This is a genomic window from Sphaerisporangium sp. NPDC004334 (assembly GCF_053602655.1).
In genome coordinates this window covers 1-21,317 of sequence record NZ_JBSGDZ010000042.1, presented here as the reverse complement: position 1 = coordinate 21,317, position 21,317 = coordinate 1, and the positions used below count along the sequence as shown (strand labels likewise).

Genomic DNA, 21,317 nt, shown 5'->3' with positions numbered 1-21,317 from the left:
CCCGCCGCCGGGCGACCGGTCCCGTCTCCCGGGCGGTCGACCCCGGTCACGGCCCGGCGGCGGGGTTGGGTGAAGCAGGGCGGCGGGATGACCTTGAATTGGCCGGTGCGTGACCGGTGTCTTCCTAACGTGGCGGTAGCCGGGCGCACCAGGCGTTCCGGGTACGAACACGGCCAGATCGGAAGCACCGCCGGTGATCAGAAGAGCGCTCGACATCCTGGGGCCGCCCCTGCTGCTGCTCGCCGTCGCGTCGGCCCTCGGCCTGGCCGCCCGGACCTCCGAGTGGACCGGCGCCGACCTGCGCCTGGACGAGACGGTGCGCGCGACGCGGTCCGCCCCGCTGACCGAGCTGGCCCACGCCCTGCACGCGGCCTTCACCCCGCCCGCCGGAGTGACCATGATCGCGCTGCTCACGGCCGTCCTGCTGCTGGTCCGGCGGCCCCGCACGGCGGTCGTCACGTTCCTGCTGGTCACCGTCGGATGGACGATCAACTCGGTGGTCAAGGCGCTCATCGACCGGCCCCGGCCGCCGGTCGCCTTCCAGCTCGTTCCCGAGCTCGGTCACGACAGCTTCCCCAGCGGCCACGTGGCCCTGACCATGTCACTTGCGTTCGCCGCGGCCTACCTCGCCCACGGCACCCGGTACTTCCCCGTGGTCGCCGCGGCGGGCGTGCTGCTGGTGGTCGCGCAGGCGCTGGCCCGGCTGTACCTGGGCGTCCACTACCCGACGGACGTGGCCGGGTCGATCTTCACCAGCACGGCGGGCGCCTGGGCCGTGCTGCGGCTGAGCGCCGCCCGCGAGAGCCGCCGCGTCCGGGGCCGGCCCGGCGAGAGGGACGACCCCCGCCCGGTCACCGGCCTGCCCATCTGACGAGCCTCGCGCCCACCCGGCCACCGAAGCCTCGCGCCCACCCGGCCACCGAGGTCCCCGTGGAGCCCGGGCCCGTCCCGGCGTTCAGCTTCGCGCGTCGCGCGGGGAGCCGGGCGCGCCGCCCGCGACGGCGGCGATCGAGGCGGCCACGTCCGGATCGAGGGCGAACGCCGTGTCCAGCCGGGTCAGCGCGAGCAGCCGGCGCAGGAACCCCTCGGCGCCCGCGAGCCGCACCCAGCCCCCCGACGCGGCCACCCGCTGGCGGAGGTCCAGCAGCAGCCACACGCCGCCCGAGTCGCAGAACCGCAGCCCCGCGACGTCCAGGATGACGCGGTCGCACCCCTGCGCCAGCAGGCCGTCCAGAGCCTGGCACGTCTTGGCCCGCGTGGTCGCGTCGAGCTCGCCCTCCAGCGTGACCACCGTGCAGACGGGGTCGCGGTGGGGGACGATCGCCAGCTTCAGAGGCATCCGGCCGCTCCCTTTGCCGAACGTCGAAGACGGCAGCGTCAGCTCACATGGACGGGGTTGTCATCGTTCCTGTCGTCCTCCATCGTCGCATCGGGCCATCGCCTCCGGACCCCTCAGGCGCGCTATGTACCTGGATCGAGACCTGGTACCGCACCGTACGCCAGAAGCGTCATTTTTATATGTAATGCTGACGATATGGAGTCGGCACCTTCGGAAACCGTCTATCCCCAGTCCGTCGAGTCGAGCGAGCTGCTCGACCGCACCCCTGGCCTGTGGGTGGACGCCAGCGACGACGACGATCCGGTCCTGCTGTACGCCGACGGGCGCACCGTGGACACCTGGCGCGAGCATTATCCCTACACCGAGCGGATGTCGCGCTCGGAATACGACCAGACCAAGCGGCTGCTGCAGATCGAGCTGCTGAAACTCCAATACTGGATCAAGGACACCGGCGGCCGCCTGATGATCCTTTTCGAGGGCCGCGACGCCGCGGGCAAGGGCGGCACGATCAAGCGGTTCATGGAGCACCTGAACCCGCGCGGAGCGACCGTCGTCGCCTTGGAGAAGCCCAGCGAGCGCGAGCGCACGCAGTGGTACTTCCAGCGGTACATCGCCCACCTGCCCGCCGCGGGGGAGATCGCCCTGTTCGACCGGTCGTGGTACAACCGCGCCGGCGTCGAGCGGGTCATGGGCTTCTGCAGCCCCGAGGAGTACCAGGAGTTCATGCTCCAGGCTCCGTTGCTGGAGCGGATGCTCGTGCGAGAGGGCATCAGCCTGGTCAAGCTGTGGTTTTCGGTGTCGCGCCGCGAGCAGCGCACCCGGTTCGTCATCCGCCAGGTCGACCCGGTCCGGCAGTGGAAGCTGTCACCGATGGACCTGCAGTCGCTGGACAAGTGGAACGACTACACCAGGGCCAAGGAGGACATGTTCCTCAACACCGACACCGAGGACGCGCCCTGGACCGTCATCAAGAGCAACGACAAGAAGCGCGGCCGCATCGAGGCCATGCGCCACGTGCTCAGCCTGTTCGAGTACGCCAACAAGGACCACGAGGTCGTCGGCGCCCCCGACCCGCTCATCGTCCGCTCGGCCGCCGACATCGTCGATGAGGACAAGTCGGACCGCGAAGGGGGCCCGCTGGACCTGCCCGCCGCCGAGACCGGGGAAGCGAGATGACCACGCCACGCCATGCCTCCCATGCCGCCCGCGCCGCCGCGAACGCGGCCCGGTGAGTGGGAGCGACCGCGTTGGAGACGGCATTCCTACCTTTCGGCGACATCTCACAACGCCACCCGGGCGTCCTTAACAGGGTGCGGGCAGATGACTACCGGGGGGTCGCATGACTTCATCAGGCTTTGGCAGGGCGCAACCGGACAGCGACCGCGTCCTGCACCTGGCCGGGGACCCTGACGCCGTCGCCCGCGCCCGGCGCCTGGTCTCCTCGGCGCTGGGCAAGGGCCACCCGCTCCACGACGACTGCGTCCTGCTGACCAGCGAGATCGCCACCAACGCGGTGGTGCACTCCGACTCCGGGCACGGGGGCACCTTCACCCTCAGCGTGTCCTACTCCGCCGACTGGGTGCGCATCGCCGTCCAGGACGCCGGCTCCCTCGACCCGCCGTTCGGGTGGCGGCCCTCCTCGCCGCTCGACACCGGCGGCCGGGGCCTGCTCCTGCTGGAGGCGCTCGCCCACCGCTGGGGGTTCATCAGGGAGACGGGGACCAACAACGTCTGGTTCGAGATGCACATCGACCTGCTCAACCCCTCGGCGCCCGCCAACGGCTCCCTGCGGGTCGCCCGCTGACCCGGCGGGGACGGGTCAGGGCAGGTCGAGGCGGCACAGGCCCTCGGCCAGCACCTTGGTGGTCAGGCGGGTGCGGCTGTCGCAGCCCAGCTTGGCGAAGATGTGCTCCAGGTGCGTGGTCACCGTGCGCACGCTGAGCACCAGCGCCGCGGCGATCTGGGGGTTGGAGTCGCCCAGCGCGACCTGGGTGAGCACCTCCACCTCCCGCGAGGTCAGGTCGTAGGGCAGGGCGCACGGCCGCTCGGCGATGACCGCGCCCTGGATCGCGCCGTGGAAGCCGACGCCCGCGCGGTGCACCCGCACCTCGCGCCACTGGCCGCAGGAGTCCAGCCACAGCCCCCGCCGCGACAGCTCGCGGGAGTCGATGAAGTCCCGGGCCAGCTCGGCCATCGCCGGCTCGCGCTCCAGGGCCCGCGACGGGGGCCATCCGGCGACCGAGCGGCGCCGCCCGCCGCGCTCGAAGGCGACCGCGTGGAAGCCGGGCGGCAGGCCCATCGGGTCGATCACGCACCTGGTCAGGTCGGTGACGTGGGCAAGGGTGCCCGAGACCGCGCTGAGCACCGTCGCGGTCTCGGGCGGCAGCGTGTCGCGGCTGCTGACGTGCAGCAGACCGGTGTAGCGGCCCTCGTTCACGAACAGCGGCGCGGTCAGCCCCGAACGCCAGCCGTACGGCTCCAGGTGCCTGCGGTAGTACAGCTCGGTGCCCGGGGAGCCCATCGACAGCGGGACGCGCGAGCTCATGGCGCGCCGATAGGGATCAAGCCCGGCGTACTCCTCGGCGGCGTCCTCGTCCACCCGCGCGTACCCCGAGGAGACCAGGCTGCGGTGGCGCCCGGTCGCCGGGTCGAACGCGACGAACTCGTACGCCTCCACCGGGATGATCTTCCGCAGGGCCGTCATGGCACCGTGGGCCCCCGACCCTCCGGCCACCTGGAACCCCACCTCGGTGAACGCGTGGAGGTGACCTGCGCTCAGGGTGATCTGATCCATCAGTCCTCCGCGCTCAGCTTGCCCGACACAGATCTTTTCACGGAATACGTAAACCATCCGATGCAGACCACTGCCTTGCTATTTAGCCTCTCCGGCATCACGCCGGAGCGACGGAGAGGCAGAGGAACAGTGACGGTCCACAACAAGGCGCGAGGTGCCGCCGTCCTCCTCGCGGCGACGCTCGCGCTGAGCGCGTGCGGCGGTTCGGGCGGGAGCACGGGCGGCGACCAGGGCGGACAGGGGCCGAAGCAGTTCTCGGTCGCGCTCAACGAGCCCGACCACCTGACGCCCGGCAACACCTCCAGCAGCTACTCCATCACCGTACTGCAGGCGCTGTTCGACACGCTCGTCGTGATCGACCCCCAGGGCAAGCCGCAGATGCGCGCGGCCGAGTCGGTGACCAGCCAGGACCAGAAGACCTGGACCATCAAGATCAAGACCGGGCAGAAGTTCCACAACGGCGAGGCGGTCACCGCCGAGAGCTTCGCCGACGCGTGGAACGCCGCCGCCTACGCCCCGAACGCGTGGACCAACAACTACTACTTCGCCAACATCGAGGGTTACGACAAGCTCAACCCCGAGGCCGAGGGCGCCAAGCCCGAGACCGACAAGCTGAGCGGGCTGAAGGTCGTCGACCCCGCCACCCTCGAGGTCCACCTGACCGCGCCCTTCAGCCAGTTCCCGATCACCCTGGCCTACACCGGCTTCGCGCCGATGCCCAAGGCCGCCTTCACCGACCTGAAGGCCTATGACCAGAAGCCGATCGGCAACGGCCCCTTCGCCCTGGACGGCGACTGGGCGCACAACCAGCAGATCAAGCTGAAGAAGTTCGACGGCTACGCCGGTCCGCGCCCGGCCAAGTCCGGCGCCGTCCTGTTCAAGATCTACGCCAGCCGCGACACCGCGTACACCGACCTGCGGGCCAACAAGGTCGACCTGCTGCAGACCATCCCGCCGGCGAGCGCGTCCGAGGCCAAGAAGCTGCTCGGCGACCGTTTCGTGCCCACGCCCAGCGGCACCATGGACTACCTCGGCTTCCCGACCTTCGACAAGCGGTTCCAGAACGCCGACCTGCGCAAGGCGATCTCGATGGCCATCGACCGCCAGGGCATCGTGGACGCCGTCTACAACGGCGCGTTCAAGCCCATGGCCTCGCTGGTGGCGCCGCTGGTGCCCGGCTACCGCGACAACCCCTGCGGCGAGGCGTGCACCTACGACGCCGCCAAGGCCAAGGCGCTGTTCGACAAGGCCGGCGGGTTCTCCGGCACGCTCAACCTCTACTTCTCCAACGCCGACCCCAGCTACGAGCAGTGGATGCAGGCCGTCGCCAACCAGCTCAAGCAGAACCTCGGCATCACCGACGTCCAGTTCAAGAAGATCCCGGCCGCCGACTACCTGTCCACGCTGCGGGAGAAGAAGGAGGACGGTCCCTACCGCAACAACTGGGTCATGGACTACCCGAGCCCGCAGAACTACCTTGAGTCGATGTGGGGCGCGGGCAACCGGATGGGCTGGGACAACAAGCAGTTCAACGACCTGGTCGCCAAGGCCAACGCCGCGCCCAGCATGGAGGCGAGCATCCCGCTGTACCAGCAGGCCGAGGACATCGCGCTCGCCGAGATGCCGATGATCCCGCTGTGGAACTGGCAGGACCAGGCGGGCTACAGCAACAAGGTCGGCGACGTCCGCATCGACGCCTACAGCCCCAACCTCGACACGATCACCGTCAAGTAAGGCACCGACGAGCAGGCGCGGGTCGGGCAAGGCACCGTCTAGTAAGGCATGGTCGAGTAAGAATGCACGCGATGGGCACTCCGCACCTGGTCATCTCCCGCGGCCGGGCGGGGTGCCCGGCCGCGCGCGAGGAGGAGGGCCGCCGGTGAGGTACGCCGTCCAGCGGCTGCTGCAGGCCGTCCCGGTCTTCGTGGCCACCACCTTCCTCATCTACGCCATGGTGTGGGCCCTGCCGGGCGACCCCATCCTCGCGCTCGCCGGCGACAAGCCGCTGCCAGAGAACGTCCTGCAGACGCTCCGCGACCATTACCACCTCAACGACCCGCTGATCGTCCAGTACGGGCTCTACATGGCGGGGGTGTTCCTGCGCGGCGACCTGGGGGAGACCTTCACCGGCCAGAAGGTCAGCGAGCTGCTCACCGACCGCTGGACGGTGACCGCGCAGCTCGCCGTCACCGCCTGGGTCTTCGAGCTGGTCGTCGGCATCGGGCTCGGCGTGCTGGCGGCGCTGCGGCGCGGCAGGCTCGCCGACACCGCGGTGCTGGCCGGTACGACGTTCGTCATCGCCGTCCCGGTCTTCGTCGTCGGGTACACCGCGCAGATCCTGCTCGGCCTGAACCTCGGCCTGTTCCCGACCGCCGGCACCGACGAGGGCTGGCCGGTCAGCTACCTGCTGCCCGGCATGGTGCTCGGCTCGTTCGGCCTGGCGTACGTCGCCCGGCTGACCCGGGCCAGCGTGGTGGAGAACCTGCGCGCCGACTACGTCCGCACCGCCACGGCCAAGGGGATGCGGCGCTCGCGGGTCATCGGCAGGCACGCCCTGCGCAACTCGCTGATCCCGGTGGTCACCTACCTCGGCGTCGACTTCGGCAACCTCATGGCCGGGGCGGTGGTCACCGAGGGCATCTTCAACCTGCCGGGCATCGGCCAGCAGGTCTTCCAGTCCATCCAGCTCCAGGAGGGACCGGTCGTCGTCGGCGTCACCACCCTGCTGGTGATGATCTTCATTCTGGCCAACCTGCTCGTCGACCTGCTGTACGGCGTGCTCGACCCGAGGATCCGCCGTGGTTGACCTCAAGGCCTCCGTCGAGTCCGCCGCCCCGGGCCCGAAGGCCCGCCGCGGGGAGCGCGGCTCCCTCTGGTACGACGCGTGGCTGGAGCTGCGCGGCCGGGTGGTGTTCTGGATCTCGATGGCCATCCTGCTGCTCGCCTGCGCGATGGCCGCCTTCCCCTCGCTGTTCGCCCGGTTCGGGCCGAACGACGACTGCAACCTGCGGATGTCCAAGAAGGGCCCGGGCGGCGGCGCCCTGTTCGGCTACGACCTGCAAGGCTGCGACTACTGGTCCCAGATCGTGCACGGCACCCGCGCCTCGGTGCTCATCGGCATCGCCGTCACCGTGTTCGCCCTGCTGATCGCCGTCCTGCTCGGCCTGGTCGGCGGCTACTACGGCGGCGCACTGGACGCGATCATCGCCCGGGTGACCGACGTGTTCTTCGGCATCCCGTTCGTCCTCGGGGCGACCGTCGTCCTGGTCGCCTTCCCCGGGCACGGCATCTGGGCGATGACCGCGGTGCTGGTGCTGCTCGGCTGGACCACCATGACCCGCCTCATGCGCGGCCAGGTCATCGCGGTGCGCGACTCCGACTACGTGCAGGCCGCGCGCGCGCTCGGCGCCGGTGACCTGCGCGTCATGGTCAAGCACATCCTGCCCAACGCGATCGCCCCGGTGTTCGTGGTCGCCATGCTCAACATCGGTAACGTCATCTCCGGCGAGGCGACCCTGGACTACCTGGGCGTCGGCCTGCAGTACCCGGACGTGTCCTGGGGCCTGCAGCTCAACGTCGCCCAGTCGTTCTTCGCCGAGTATCCCCACCTGCTGCTGTTCCCGGCCCTGTTCCTCACCGCCACCGTCCTCAGCTTCCTCATGCTCGGCGACGTCGTCCGCGACGCGCTCGACCCCAAGCTGCGCTGACGCACCCGGCCTGCGCGGCGATCCCCGTCGCCGGTCGCCGGCGTGCTCTACACGCCCGACGGGCGGGGCCGCACCAGGGCGGCTGTCGCAGATGCGACATGTCATATTTCCGACAAGTCACTCCCGTTGCTGGCGTCACATGAGCTTCGTCACCATTGCAGAGATTTCTGGCGATTTGCCTAATTTTTGGAGTGGCTTCGTGCAGCGCCCCCCTTCCCTACGGCTCGGGTTCACCTCCCTGGCCGCGGGACTCAGCCTCGTCATGGCGGCCTCGCCGCTCACCGGCGGGACCGCCTCCGCCGACGCCCCCGGCTCCCGGCCCGCCACGGCCTCCCGGCTCGCCACGGCCTCCCGGGCCGCGACCGGCCCCTCCGCCGGCACGCGGACCGTCACGCTCATCAGCGGTGACAAGGTCACCTACCGGTCCGGCGGCGACACCCCGGCGATCGTCTCCGTCCAGGGACCGCACGGCGGCCGCGCCGCGGCCCGCATCACCACCGTCGGCGACGAGGTGTACGTGGTGCCGGACACGGCCGCCCCGTACGTGACCGCCGGACTGGTCGACCGGTCGCTGTTCGACGTCACCAAGCTCGCCGCCTACGGCTACGACGACGCGAGCAGCGACCACATCCCGCTGATCGTCACCTACACCGACGCCGCCGCCCGCAAGCGGGCCGAGCCGGTGCCGGGCGGGGCGGCGAAGGTCCGCACGCTCAGCAGCATCCAGGGCGCGGCGCTGAGCGCCGGCCACGACCGGGCCGCGGACTTCTGGAACTCCCTCACCGGCACGGCCGGCGCGGGCGCCTCCTCCCGCCGCGCCGCGCCCGGCACCGCTCTCGCCGGCGGCATCGCCAAGGTGTGGCTGGACGGCAAGGCCAAGGCCGACCTCGCCGACACCGTCGCCCAGGTGCACGCCCCCGAGGTGTGGGCCGCCGGGAACACCGGCACCGGCGTCAAGGTGGCCGTGCTGGACACCGGCGTCGACGCCGCGCACCCCGACCTGAAGGACCGGATCACCGGCACGGCGACCTTCGTCCCCGGCCAGGACGTGACCGACCGCAACGGCCACGGTACCCACGTCGCTTCCACGATCGCCGGCACCGGCGCCGCGTCCGAGGGCGTGGAGAAGGGCGTCGCCCCCGGCGCCGACCTGCTGATCGGCAAGGTGCTCGACAACGCGGGCAGCGGCCAGGACTCCTGGATCATCGCGGGCATGGAGTGGGCCGCCCGCGACCAGAAGGCCAAGGTCGTCAGCATGAGCCTCGGCGGCGGCCCGTCCGACGGCACCGACCCGCTCAGCCAGGCCGTGAACCGGCTCAGCGAGGAGACCGGCGCGCTGTTCACCATCGCGGCCGGTAACTCCGGCCCCGAGGAGGAGACCGTCAGCGCGCCGTCCACGGCCGATGCCGCGCTCTCGGTCGCCGCGGTGAGCGTCGGAGGCAAGGGCACCTCCCTCGCCGCCTTCTCCAGCAGGGGCCCGCGCGTGGGTGACTACGGCCTCAAGCCGGAGATCTCCGCGCCCGGTGTGGACGTGCTGGCGGCCCGCTCGCAGTACGCCCCCGAGGGGGAGGGCGCCTACCAGACGATGAGCGGCACCTCCATGGCCACCCCGCACGTCGCCGGGGTCGCCGCGCTGCTCTCCGCCGCGCACCCGGACTGGACCGGGCAGCGGCTGAAGGACGCGCTGATCAGCAGCAGCAAGGTCCTGTTCCAGTTCGGCCCCTACCAGGCCGGCGGTGGCCTGGTGGACGCGAGCGCCGCCGTCGGCGGCACAGTCTTCGCCACCGGCACCGCCCACATCACCACCCACTGGCCCTACACCTCCGGCCAGAAGGCGACCCGGCAGGTGACCTACACCAACACCGGCGACGCCCCGGTCACCCTGAACCTCAACGTCACCGGCGGCGCCCCCGAGGGCCTGTTCGAGCCGTCGGCCGGCACGGTCACCGTCCCCGCGCACGGCACCGCCACCGCCGAGGTGACGCTGGACGTCGACCGGGCCGAGCTGGACGGCCACCTGGCCGCGCGGCTCGACGCGGTGGACCAGGAGGGCGTGCTGCGCGCCCACACCGTGCTCGGCTACTACAAGGAGGGCGAGCGGGCCCGGCTCACCGTTCACGCCAAGGACCGGTCCGGCAAGCCGCTCGCCGGCGAGATGGTCGTGACCCGTCGGCTTCCCAACGGGCACCAGAGCCTCGACGCGTACGCGATCGACGCGTCCGGCACCCGCACGCTGCGGCTGCCGACCGGCACGTACTCCATCTGGATGTGGGGCGAGGTGCAGGGCGCGAACGGCCCGCACTCGCTCGGCGTGGCCCTGCTCGCCAAGCCCAGCGTCGACCTTTCGGCCGACACCGCCGTCACCCTGGACGCCGGCGGCGCCCGGCGGCTCTCCTCCGTCCTGCCGAAGGGCATGGACCGGCCGCGGACCACGGTCGACACCCGCGTGGACTTCGTCCGCGGCTTCGGCGGCGAGGAGGCCGTCGCCGACAGCCGCCTCCTCGGCGTCCAGCACGACAGCATGTGGGTGCTGCCGACCGGCGGCAAGGTGACCGGCGGCCGGCTGGACCTCGCCGCGCGCTGGCGCGACGAGCAGCCCCGCCTGGCGATCTCCTCGAAGGACGACGACTTCGACGACCTGCTGATCCAGTCCCGGTACACCCCGCTGCCGGAGGGCAGCCACTCCCTCGACGCCGTCTTCGCCGGGCAGGGGAGCGCCGCCGAGCTGACCGCGGCGAAGGTCAAGGGGAAGGTCGCGGTCGTGCGCTGGAGCGACGCCGCCGACCCGGTCGCGATGGCCGAGGCCGCCCGCGCCGCCGGCGCCAGGCTGCTGCTCCTGGTGGGCAACGGCCCCGGCAGGCTCGACGCCTGGGACGCGGCGCAGACCCCCGCCCCGATGCCGGTGGCCTCGGTCACCATGGACGAGGGCGAGCGCCTGATCGGCCGCATCCTCAACAAGGGCAAGGCCCCGCTGCAGGTGACCTCGCACCCCTCCGCCGGCTACCTCTTCGACCTGGTGCACAGGTGGACCGGCGCGGTGCCCGCCGACCCGGTCTACCGGCCCGGCGAGCGTGACCTCGCGCGCGTCGAGATGTCGTTCGCCAACCACAAGCAGGCCACGGCGCGGGACTTCCGCACCGACGTGCTGCCCGACTGGCCCCGCGGATTCAGCGGCTACCTCACCGAAGGGCCGGCGCGCGGCACCCGCACCGACTGGGTGTCCGCCGACGGCGGCGTGCGCTGGATGGAGTACGCGCTCGCCCTGGACGGCGGGGCGCAGGAGCAGTCCGACCTGGTCACCTACAAGGCGGGCGCGACCGGCGACTCCCGCTGGTTCGGCCCGATCGTGCGCCCGCGGATGAACGACGCCAACGGCTGGTTCCCCCTGCGCGGCGGCGACGCCCTGATCTTCTTCCTGCCCGCCTGGGGAAGCTCCGGCGGCGACCACCAGGGCGAGATGCTGTTCAACGAGCACGTCACCCAGACGGCCTCGCTGTACCAGGGGGACACCCTGGTGGACCGCGTCACCAACGACCGCACCGACCGCTCGGTCTTCCTCGCCCCGATCGTCAGCCCCGACCGGCTGCCCTACCGCCTGGTCAACGAGGCCGCCCGGGACGCGTCGCTGTACCCGTACTCGACGCGCACCCTCACCGAGTGGAACTTCACCAGCGGATACGTCGAGACCGACCACACGCTGACGCTGCCGATCATCCAGGTGGACTACGACGTCGACGTGGACGCCGACGGCCGGGCCCACCGCAAGGCCGACCTGACGGTCACTCCCCGGCAGCTGCCGTACGCGGTGGACGCCGGGCCGATCAGCGCCGTCACCGTCGAGGTCTCCTACGACGACGGCGCCACCTGGCGGAGCGCCCGCCTGGCCCGCTCCGGCGACGGCTGGAGGACCAGGCTGGACGCGCCCCGCACGGCCCACGCGGTCACCTTGCGCGCCTTCGCCAAGGACACCGAGGGCAACAGCGTCAGCCAGACCATCACCCGGGCCTTCGGCCTGAGGTGACCCCCGAGCCCGGGGCCCTGCCCATCCCGGGCCCCGGGGCGCCCGCGCGGACCCACGGCGCGCACCGGAGTCCGCGCGGGCGCCGCCAGGAGTCGGCGCATGCCACGATGGGATCAGCGACGTGAGGGGGCGCTGTGGGGGAGCCGGACGAGGGGTCGTACGCGTGGATGCTCCGGTTCCACCTGGGTGAGCGGACGGTGCGGGGCACCGGCGTGCTGACGGTGCGCCGGGGGCCGGGCCCGCCGGCGCGGCTGGCCTGCGCCCTGCTTGGCCTTCCCCGCACGGGCACGGCCGTCCCGCTGCACGTCACCGTGACCCGCCTGACGGCCGCGAGGACGGCCCCCGCACAACCGCACCGGCCAGAACGGACGGCCCCCGGTCCTCTAGAGCGACCCGTCCCGGACGCGGAGGCGGGGAGGCGGGAAGTGCCCGTGGTGGAGCGCTGGGAGCGCGTCATCGGCGGGCGCAGGCTGCTCAGCCACCAGATTCGCCTCGGCGAGCGAGGGTGGGAGCGGCACGGGCCGCTGGAGGTCCGCACGCGCACCGTGGCCGGCGCCGCGGACGTCGAGGTGGTCCAGCTAGGCGTCGTCCTGCGCGCCGGCCGGCACGAGATCCCCGTCCCCGCGCGCCTGGCGCCCCGCGTCCACGCCCGCGCCTGGACCGGCCCGGAGGATCCGGACGGCGGCCCGCCGAGCTTCCGCCTGGAGGTGGAGGTCGCGCTGCCCATGATCGGCCGGCTGTTGTCGTACCAGGGGCACTGCCGGGAGGAAAGGGCCTAGGCTGTCCGGTCATGAGCGTCGATCTCCACGGGCGAACACAGCGGCTCGAGATGTCCGACCAGAACCTCCGCGCCTTCGAGGCCGTCGTCCTCGCGGCGACGCCCGAGGGCATCGTGCTGGACAGGTCGGCCTTCTATCCCGGAGGCGGCGGCCAGCCGGCCGACCACGGGGTCCTGGTGTGGCAGGGCGTCGAGACCCGCATCGTGGGTGCCCGCAAGGGTGAGGACCTCTGCCTGATCCCCGCCGAGGGCGACCCGATCCCGCCCGCGGGCACCGAGGTGCGCGCCGCCGTCGCCGACGAGCGGCGCTCGGCGCTGATGCGCACCCACTCCGGGCTGCACGTCCTGTGCGGCGTGGTCTTCCGCGACCACGGCTCGCTGGTGACCGGCGGCAACATGGAGCCGTTCAGCGCCCGCATGGACTTCAACCTGCCCGAGGTGCCGCCCGGGTTCAAACAGGCCGTCGAGGACGCCTGCAACGCCGAGATCGCCGCCGGCCGCCGCATCGACGTCCGGGTGCTGCCCCGCGCCGAGGCGTTCGCGCTCCCCGACATCATCCGCACGGCCACCAACCTCGTGCCCGAGGACGCCGAGCAGGTCCGCATCGTCGACATCGTGGGCCTGGACACCCAGGCCGACGGCGGCACGCACGTGGCGACGACCGCCCAGATCGGCCGCATCATGGTCACCAAGATCGAGAGCAAGGGCAGGGGCTTCCGCCGCCTCCGCATCGCCATCTCCGACTAGCCCCTTCCAGGCCGGCCTGGTGAGGCCGCCGGTGCCTGGTGCCGGGTGCCGGGGCCAGGCCGATGCCGGCGCACGGCGGCAGGGCCGGGTCGGCCGCAGGCGGAGCATGAGCGGGCCATACCGGCAGGCGAGGAGCCGCGCCGCACGGGGGAGGGTGAGATGGCGGGAGCCTTCGCCGGGGCGGTGGGAGGCGCATGACGGCGGAGCTGTTCCCGCCCACGCTGCCGATCATGACGACCATGGGCCGCACGCAGGAGGGGCGCTCGTGGCTGGCGGCACTCCCGTCCCTGGTGGAAAAGTTGCGCGAGCGGTGGTCGTTGCGGCTGGGCGCCCCGTTCCACGGCGGGAGCTGCTCGTGGGTGGCCCCCGCCCGGCTCCCGGACGGCGGCCCGGCCGTGCTCAAGATCACCTGGCCGCACCGGGAGGCCGCCGGCGAGGCCGAGGGCCTGCGGTGGTGGGGCGGGCGCGGCGCCGTGCGGGTGTACCGCCACGACGAGGCCGCGTACGCCCTGCTGGTCGAGCGCTGCGACCCGGGGGAGCCGCTGGGGGTCGCCGCGCTCGCGCCGGAGGAACGCCTGCTGCTCGCCGCGGGGGTGCTGAACGAGCTGTGGTCCGCGCCGCCGCCCGCCGAGACCGCGCTGGAACGCCTCGGCGACGTCACCGCCGAATGGGCCGATCTGGTGGAGGAGCGCATGGAGCGGCTGCGCCCCGGGTTCGACCCCGGCCTGGTGGCGCACGGCGTCCGGCTGCTGCGCGAGCTGCCCGGCGGCGCCGCCCGCCGGGTCGTCCTGCACGGCGACTTCAACCCCGGCAACGTGCTGGCCGCCCGGCGCCGTCCCTGGCTGGCCATCGACGCCAAGCCCATGATCGGCGACCCCGGTTACGACCCGTGGCCGGTGGTGGAGCAGATCGACGACCCCTTCCTGCACCCCGATCCCTCCGCCGTGGTCGCCGTCCGGTGCGCGCTGGTGGCGGACGCCGTCGGGGAGGACGCGCGGCGCCTGCAGGCGTGGGCGGTGGCCCGCCGCGTCGAGACGGCGCTGTGGGCGGTCGAGCACGGCGACGTGGACGGGGCGAGCCGGGTCATGAGGGAGGCACGGATCCTGGCGGACCTGGCCGGCATCTGATGGCCCACCGGTGCCCGGGTGCGTAAGCCGGTACGCCCTGAGGGGTCCGCGAGCGGCATCCGTGATCCTCTGTTGTACCGCGCAGGTTTACCGCGCTTTCAACCCCGCGGTTGACGCGTCCCGGCGCCCGGATGCGCGATGGTGGCCGAAACCACCGAACGCCCGACCGGCCCGTACGCGAGCCGTCGGAACCGACCTTCTGGATCGCTCACGTCGCCCCCGGCTGCTTATCCGGAGAAACCCAGGGGTGCCACGTCTCGATCTATGACGAGCAGGAAGGAAAGCGTGATGGGACAGACAGGCGGCACGAAGACCGACGGCATGTGGGCGAAGAGGTTCGGACCCGCCCAGCCTCGAAAAGGCCGGCGCGGGGCGGCCGTCTTGATGGCCGGCCTCGGGTTGCTGGCCGGAACCGCGATGGCGGCGCCGGCCCAGGCCTCGGCGACGACCTGCCCCAGACCCGGCCACGCGATCAACGGCGATGGGTCCGGCTATATGAAGATCGCCGCCAATCTCAAGGTGTCGCCCTACGCCGCGTGCGGCAACGTCAGGCGTCTCAGCCGGTACACGACGGTCTACTACTGGTGCTTCATTCCCAACTCGTACGGCAACCTATGGTGGTGGGTCCGCGTCGCGGGCACCTCGACCTACGGCTGGATGTCGGCCGACAACCTCCGCAGCACCCTCAAGGACGACAACGGAGACGGGGAACGGACCTTCTCCAGGTGCGACAAATCCTCCGCCACGAAGGGGTGAACGGCCGATGGGCGGGTGCGCGCGGACGGCTCAGCCCATGGTCATGATCCTGAGACGGTCGTGCGTCGGGATGCCGGGCGCCGGTGTCTCCGGACGAGTTCGAGGAGGACGGCGCCTGCGAGGTAGGTGGCGAGGACGCCCGCGGGCAGCCCCGCAGGTCCGTGGGCGCCGGGGCCGGCCAGCGCGACGCCGAGCAGCCCGGCCACCACGGCGCCGGCCCCCGCGCCGGTCAGCGCGGCGGGTAACACTCCCGGTATCGGCTCGACGGGGTGGAACCGCCGGTCCGCGCGTCGTTCGAAGCGCCCGAACACCACGACCAGGACGGCGAGGATCAGCGCCAGGCAGGCGACCCAGGGGATCCGCAGGAGCAGCCATAAGGCCGAGCCGGGCGCGGCGGAGGGCAGTACGCCCGTGGCGTACAGCAGCGCGACGCCGAACACGACGGCGGTCATGTGCCACAGGAACAGCGTCATGATCACCGAGTTGACGGCGACGACGGCGGTCCACGGGCCCGGGCGCCGCAGCCACCGGTTGCCCCGCTCGCGCAGCGCCAGGGCGATGCCCGTCTGCGTGAGGGCCAGGGCGAGAAGGGCCAGCGTGGGCGGGGCGGTGTTCTGGGTCCGCTCGCCCGTGACCCCCACCATGCTGACCGGGTACGGTCCGGCCACGGTGAGCAGCACCAGGGCGGCCAGCCCGGCGGCGGCCAGCGGCAGCGCGACGCGCCGCCGCGACGGCAGCCGCCCGTCCTGCACGGCGAAGCCGAGCTGGTGCACCGCCAGCCACGCCAGAAGGTAGTTCGCCGTCCCGACATACGGCACGCCGAAGCCCAGCCGCGCCACGTCGTCCGCGCCGACCATGGCGGCCAGGACGATCGGCACCGCGAGCCCCGCCCGCCGGTGCAACGCGTGCGTGAACGGCGTCAGGAACACCACGGCGATGTAGGCCACCAGGAACCACAGCGGGATCGACGCCAGCCACACCGCCGTGCCGACCATCGCCGGCGGGGCGCCGAGGGTCCTGGCCGCGAAGGCCCCCGCGGCCAGCCCGCACAGCAGGACCGTCGTCGGCTGGACCAGCCGTGCGGCCCTGGCGAGCGCCCACCCCGTGCCGTTCCCGCCGCGCGCGCGGTGGGAGGTCAGCGATGCCGCGTTCGCGAACCCGCCGACCAGGAAGAACAGCGGCATGACCTGGAAGATCCAGGTCAGCGGGTGCGTCCACGGCACCAGCTCCAGGATGCTGCGGCCCGTCGGCCCCGAGGGGCCCCAGGTCACGTACACGACCAGCCAGTGCCCGGTGACCACGGCCGCGATCGCGACGGCGCGGATCAGGTCGACATGCCGGTCACGCCCCGCCGGTGTGGAGGCGGCCATCCGCCGCCATCCCGTGACCACCCGGCGGACCCCGTCTCGCGGCCGCGTCGTCATGCCTCCGACGTTAGTTTCCCCGCCCGCCGCCGGCGGGACCGGGCTCCGGCCGTCCGTGGCGGCCGGGGTGCGCGCGGAGCCCGCTCCAGAGGGCGCGGGTCATCTCGTAAGGCGGAGGCCGCTTCAGAGGTAGGTCAGTTCCAGGGAGTCATGGTTGGAGCCCCAGGAGAGGTCCAGGGCCCAGCAGCCCGCCGACGGGACCTCGACGATGGACGGGTAGATCTCCCCGGGCCCGGAGTCGGCAGGCACGCTGACCCGGACGACCGGGGCCCGGGCGCCCTTCGGACGGGCGGTGATCTCCAGCGGTTGGCCGTCGCGGGGCTGCCGGACGTACCAGAGGATCTTGTTGGCCGGGTCGGTGGGCCGCCCGGCCCGCAGCGGATCGGCGAACAGGTAGCCGAGCGCGTCGCCCCGCACGCCCATCCTGACGGGCAGCCCGCCCGGGGCGTTGACGCTCGCCCACGACGGGACCGGCGCCCGCGCCCCGGCCGACGAGCCGGCGGCGCGGTCCTGGCAGGCCCCGTCCGCGGGCGCGGCCCGCACGGCGCCGCCATCGGCGCAGGCCCCCGCCGTCAGGACCACCACCAGGGCCGCGATGAACATCGAAGGTGTCGTCATGCCCTCACTACCGCCCGGCGGCGGTGGAGGTTCCGAGGAGGAGATCGTTCGGCATGAACCCGCGAAGCGGGCGGAATCAGATGTCGACGCCGGCGAGATCCTCCCGCAGCGTGCCGGCTCGGGTCCGGCGTGCCGCCGGGGACCGGCCGGGTCAACCGCCGGAAGGTCGTCGGCCCGCTCCGGCCCTCCCGCGAATGGGAGCGGTGGGACCGGCGGTACGGCGGGCGACGGGGGTGGCCGCTGATGCGCGGACGGGCGGCGGGCGACATGACGGAGCTTTTGTCGGTTCAAGGTCGCCGGCTTGGGTGGAGGGGAAGGCGCTCGGTGATAATGAGAGGGACGCTGATGCGCGGGGCCTGCCGGAACGATCGCGCGCAAGGCGCAGTTGACTGAGCGAGGGCACGCGCGTGCGGCCCTCTCATACAAGCCGTCGCCGCGGGGATTGCGCGAGGGACGGGGCGCCCGCTGACACACCCGGGGCCGCGACGGACGCGGCCGGCGGGCCGTCGAAGGACGAGGCCCGTGAAGGCGCGGGCCGGGAGCGGCGCCCGACCGTCGCGTCGCCGGTGTGAAGGGCCGGCGACCCCCGCCCGTGGCGAGCCGGTGACGATCGCCGGCTCATGATCAGGCCGGCCGAACCCGCGCCGGCCCCGATCACCGGCCGGTGAGACCGCCGGCCGGGCGCCCGCCGCGGACACGGCCCCGACACCGTTCCGTTCTGCCGATCTCCCATGCCGCCGTCCAGGCAGCGAAGCCGTGGCCACTGCCCGGTGGCCCGTCCTTCGCGGGGTGGCCACTGCCCGGTGACCGCCCGTCACGAGAGCGCAAAAGGGGAAACCCATGAACAATCGTCTACTCGTCCTTCCGCTCGCAACGGCACTGTCGTTCACGGCCGCCTCCGTAGCCGGAGCCGGCGCCACCACGAGCGGACGGGACGCGGGAGCCGGCACGCTGGTGCCGGGAGCGGTGCGGACGCCGGTGCCCTCGCCGGTCTCTCCCACCTCGACCTTCTCGACGCCACCGGGCTCGCCGTCGGGGTCTCCCGGGTCGCCGATCCCCTCGGAGTCGCCCTCCGGGTCGCCGAGCGAGGGGTCGCCCTCGCCGACCGCTCCGGCCGCCTCGCCTTCGGGGCCGGCCTGCGCGTCCCTGCCCACCTCGGGCCCCGGCAGCCCGGCGCAGCTGGCCGGCGAGCCGCTGGCGACCGCCGTGTCGCACATCCCGGACCTGTCCACGCTGGCCGACGCCGCGAAGAAGGCGGGCGCGGTGGACACGCTCAACTCGGCCAAGGACATCACGGTCTTCGCCCCGACCAACTCCGCGTTCAACAAGGTGCCGCAGGACCAGCTCAACCGGATCATCGGCAACCGGCAGCAGCTGACCCGGCTGCTCACCTTCCACGTCGTCCAGGGGCGCAAGACCCCGGCCGACCTGGAGAACGGCCCGCTCACGTCGCTGGAGGGCGGCAAGCTCACCGTCGGCAAGTCCGATGACACCTACAAGGTCAACAACGCCAAGGTGACCTGCGGGCCGCTCCAGACCCGCAACGCCACCGTCTACATCATCGACTCGGTCCTCAAGCCCGGAGGATGAGCGCGACCGCTCCGGGACGGGCGCCGGCCGCGCGCGGCGGGGCCGGCGCCCGTCCACGCCCGCCGGGCCGGCGCCCCGTCCACGCTCGCAGAGCCGATCTCGCCGGATGGCGCCGGATCGGGCGCCCGGCCTCGTGCGCGCACGACCGCGGGGTGGCGCTCGGTCAGGCGTCGGGCCGGCAGTTGGGCAGGGTGCGGTCGGACGGCGCGCACAGGGTGATGCCGAAGGGGATCCGGAAGCTGCCCTCGGCGCCCCCGCTGTCGTAGGTGATGACGAAGCCGGTGCTCCGCGCGCTGGTCGCGGCGGGACGCGAGGTCTGCAACACGATCTCGCTGAACTCCACCCGCGAGGAGTCCTCTGGCCGGCAGACCTGGGTGACCGTGCGGGAGGCGGTGGAGACGCCGCGCTGCCGCAGGCTCTTGGGCTCGCCCCAGCCGACGCCGTCCTCGCCGAACCCGCGGTAGAACGGCCGGAGCGCGAACGCCTGGACGGCCAGGCCCCCGCCGGAGTTCTCGAAGCGGACCCCGGTGACCTCGACCGCGCCGGCGCGGTCCAGGCAGACGGCGAAACCGCCGAAAAGGTAGGGCATGCCCTGGACGGTGAGCCGCAGCGTCAGGGACTGCCGGCCTCCGTCACCGGGCGGCGCGATCAGCCGGACCGCCCGCGGGATCCGCGCGGCGCCCGGCCCCGCGCAGGCGGCCACGGACAGCAGCACCAGGCACCGCGCCACGGTGGAGGACCATCTGGGCGAGCCCCTGCCACGGGTCGCCGGCGGTGTTCTCGGAATGGTGTTCAGCCCTTGTGCGCCTCGACGATGGAGGAAAGCCGGACGCCCGCGCCGCTGTTCCCGCAGAGGCGGGTGAGTTTCGTCGGCCGGAACGACAGTTTCGAGCGGACATCGTATCCGCTCTGCGCCGAAGCGGTGAAACCCGCCACGCTGACGCCGCCGCCGATGACGACGTTTCTCGCCTGGTCCTTGTCCCAAACCGAAGAATGCCCATAAAGGGTTATGCACTGCGCTTTCAGCGACGGATGATAAGCGCGGGCGAAACGTTTGATCGGGTCTCCGAGGCTCAGCGGCACCAGGTTCCGCCGGCCGTCGCAGCCGTTGGCGAGCACGCCGTAGTTGACGGTGCCGATGGCCCACGCGTCGGCGACCCGCGAGGCGGTGTGGCTGTCGCCGGCCCGCACCGACAGCGTGAGCGAGCCGTTGGAGGACCACCGGCCCCCGGCGCGCGCCGCGCCCGTGCTCAGCGTGTGGTCGGCGCCGTTCGCCTGGGTCACCGTCGCGAGCGCCCCCGACCAGGCGTAGACCCCCATGTAGGTCTCCTCGCGCCCGTCGTGGCGCTTCACCACGCGCGGGATGCACGGACCGGGCGACGTGCGCGCCGCGGCCAGCCGTCCGGCGGAGATCTGCGCGGCGGTGACCGCGCCGTCCTTCAGGGCGGCGGCGATGGCGGGGAAGGCGGGCGCGCGGGGCGTGACGAGCGCGCGGCCGATCTCCCGGGCCGCCGCCGCGCCGAACGGCCGCGACGGGGCCGGGGGCGGCGGGGACGGGATGGAGAGCGGCCGTGAGAGGGCGGAGGTCGGTCGTGAGGGGGCGGAGGTCGGTCGTGACGGTGTGGAGGTGGGTTCTGGTGGTGTGGAGGACGGCCGTGACGGGGGAGGGGACGGCGTGCCGGGAGGCGTCCGGCCGCCGGCATCGCCCTCGGGGGTGACCTCCTCCCCGGCGGGCGCGGACACCCAGGCGGCCGGGTCGTCGTTGGCGTCGGCGGCCGTCGGATCGGCGCCCAGGTCGACGCGGAGCTGCCGGGGGACCGACACCCCGGCCGCCTCGCTGGAGGCGGTGGACCAGACGGGCACCACCGGGCGCCCCTCCGCCGTGGGGACGACCACCACCAGCCGTTCCGACCCGCCGGCGCCGGAGACGACATAGACGGGGTCGCCGGGGTCACCGGGGTCGCAGCTCCGCCCCACGGCGGCGCCGCACCGCGCGGGCGTCCCGCCGATGGGGCGGGCGTGCGAGGAGCGGACCGCGGTGGTCATCCAGCGCACCTCGCGGGCGCCGTCCGAGATGGCCACCTCCAGGTTGAGCTGCCCCCGTTCGCCGGCGTACGGAGCGGGCAGCGCGGCGGGGTCGATGTTGACCGAGAAGCGCCCCAGGCGGTCGGTGCTCGCCGCCCCGGCGACCAGCGTGCCGACGGCGCCGCCCTCGGGCACGTCCAGCGCGTGCCCGGCCGGGTAGGCGACGGCCAGCACGTCGGCCCCGGGCAGGGCGGCGCCGTCGCGGGTGACCACGCCGCTCACCGCGGACAGGCCGGTCATCTCGGAGGTGGGGAAGACGACGTCGTCCGCCGCCGCCGGGCCGCCGGCCCCGGGCAGGGCCGCCGCCGAGCCGCCGGCCGCGGGAACGGCC

General features: G+C 72.9%; 17 protein-coding genes and 1 pseudogene. 12 read left to right on the top strand and 6 right to left on the bottom strand.

Features of this window, described 5'->3' with window-relative positions:
* The first annotated feature begins 193 nt into the window (after positions 1-193).
* Entirely contained in the window at positions 194-871 is a 678-nt protein-coding gene (locus tag ACWEN6_RS37075; protein WP_452576663.1) for a phosphatase PAP2 family protein, read from the top strand.
* A gap of 84 nt (positions 872-955) precedes the next feature.
* Here the strand turns inward: ACWEN6_RS37075 and ACWEN6_RS37070 are convergent, their stop codons facing one another.
* Complete coding sequence (locus ACWEN6_RS37070; protein ID WP_452576662.1) at positions 956-1,339, bottom strand: STAS domain-containing protein; 384 nt, start codon at positions 1,337-1,339, stop codon at positions 956-958.
* A gap of 195 nt (positions 1,340-1,534) precedes the next feature.
* On the opposite strand from ACWEN6_RS37070, the gene ppk2 reads away from it, so the two are divergent.
* Positions 1,535-2,515: a polyphosphate kinase 2 gene (gene ppk2 / locus ACWEN6_RS37065; protein WP_452576661.1), complete on the top strand. Its 981-nt coding sequence runs from the start codon at positions 1,535-1,537 to the stop codon at positions 2,513-2,515.
* 163 nt (positions 2,516-2,678) lie between these two features.
* Positions 2,679-3,143, top strand: coding sequence for an ATP-binding protein (locus ACWEN6_RS37060; protein WP_452576660.1), 465 nt, complete (start codon positions 2,679-2,681; stop codon positions 3,141-3,143).
* Between the two features lie 15 nt (positions 3,144-3,158).
* Here ACWEN6_RS37060 and ACWEN6_RS37055 read toward each other — a convergent pair whose 3' ends face one another.
* The gene (locus tag ACWEN6_RS37055) at positions 3,159-4,133 is read right to left on the bottom strand and encodes a response regulator transcription factor (RefSeq protein WP_452576659.1); all 975 of its coding nucleotides are present in this window, start codon (positions 4,131-4,133) and stop codon (positions 3,159-3,161) included.
* Positions 4,134-4,262: 129 nt separating this feature from the next.
* Here ACWEN6_RS37055 and ACWEN6_RS37050 point away from each other — a divergent pair, with 129 nt between their 5' ends.
* From ACWEN6_RS37050 to ACWEN6_RS37015, 8 genes are all read left to right on the top strand, one after another.
* Positions 4,263-5,867: a peptide ABC transporter substrate-binding protein gene (locus tag ACWEN6_RS37050; RefSeq protein ID WP_452576658.1), complete on the top strand. Its 1,605-nt coding sequence runs from the start codon at positions 4,263-4,265 to the stop codon at positions 5,865-5,867.
* A gap of 145 nt (positions 5,868-6,012) precedes the next feature.
* Positions 6,013-6,939, top strand: coding sequence for an ABC transporter permease (locus tag ACWEN6_RS37045; RefSeq protein WP_354836336.1), 927 nt, complete (start codon positions 6,013-6,015; stop codon positions 6,937-6,939).
* Positions 6,932-7,840: an ABC transporter permease gene (locus tag ACWEN6_RS37040; protein WP_452576657.1), complete on the top strand. Its 909-nt coding sequence runs from the start codon at positions 6,932-6,934 to the stop codon at positions 7,838-7,840. The genes ACWEN6_RS37045 and ACWEN6_RS37040 overlap by 8 nt, the downstream gene beginning before the upstream one ends.
* Positions 7,841-8,039: 199 nt before the next feature.
* Entirely contained in the window at positions 8,040-11,861 is a 3,822-nt protein-coding gene (locus ACWEN6_RS37035) for a S8 family serine peptidase (protein ID WP_452576656.1), read from the top strand.
* A 134-nt stretch (positions 11,862-11,995) separates the two neighbouring features.
* The gene (locus ACWEN6_RS37030) at positions 11,996-12,640 is read left to right on the top strand and encodes a DUF4166 domain-containing protein (protein ID WP_452576655.1); all 645 of its coding nucleotides are present in this window, start codon (positions 11,996-11,998) and stop codon (positions 12,638-12,640) included.
* 11 nt (positions 12,641-12,651) lie between these two features.
* Entirely contained in the window at positions 12,652-13,386 is a 735-nt protein-coding gene (locus tag ACWEN6_RS37025; RefSeq protein WP_452576654.1) for an alanyl-tRNA editing protein, read from the top strand.
* 194 nt (positions 13,387-13,580) lie between these two features.
* Positions 13,581-14,513, top strand: a complete 933-nt coding sequence (locus tag ACWEN6_RS37020; RefSeq protein WP_452576653.1) for an aminoglycoside phosphotransferase family protein — start codon at positions 13,581-13,583, stop codon at positions 14,511-14,513.
* A gap of 288 nt (positions 14,514-14,801) precedes the next feature.
* Positions 14,802-15,269 (top strand): hypothetical protein, encoded by a 468-nt coding sequence (locus tag ACWEN6_RS37015; protein WP_452576652.1) that lies wholly within the window; start codon positions 14,802-14,804, stop codon positions 15,267-15,269.
* Positions 15,270-15,310: 41 nt separating this feature from the next.
* Here ACWEN6_RS37015 and ACWEN6_RS37010 read toward each other — a convergent pair whose 3' ends face one another.
* Entirely contained in the window at positions 15,311-16,693 is a 1,383-nt protein-coding gene (locus ACWEN6_RS37010; RefSeq protein WP_452576651.1) for an acyltransferase family protein, read from the bottom strand.
* A gap of 123 nt (positions 16,694-16,816) precedes the next feature.
* Entirely contained in the window at positions 16,817-17,311 is a 495-nt protein-coding gene (locus tag ACWEN6_RS37005) for a hypothetical protein (RefSeq protein ID WP_452576650.1), read from the bottom strand.
* 840 nt (positions 17,312-18,151) lie between these two features.
* On the opposite strand from ACWEN6_RS37005, the gene ACWEN6_RS37000 reads away from it, so the two are divergent.
* A complete protein-coding gene (locus ACWEN6_RS37000; RefSeq protein WP_452576649.1) occupies positions 18,152-18,901 on the top strand; it encodes a fasciclin domain-containing protein in 750 nt (249 codons plus the stop codon).
* A gap of 163 nt (positions 18,902-19,064) precedes the next feature.
* On the opposite strand, the gene ACWEN6_RS36995 is transcribed toward ACWEN6_RS37000, so the two are convergent.
* Entirely contained in the window at positions 19,065-19,631 is a 567-nt protein-coding gene (locus ACWEN6_RS36995) for a hypothetical protein (protein ID WP_452576648.1), read from the bottom strand.
* 62 nt (positions 19,632-19,693) lie between these two features.
* Positions 19,694-21,317, bottom strand: a pseudogene (locus tag ACWEN6_RS36990) (hypothetical protein); the annotation flags it as partial.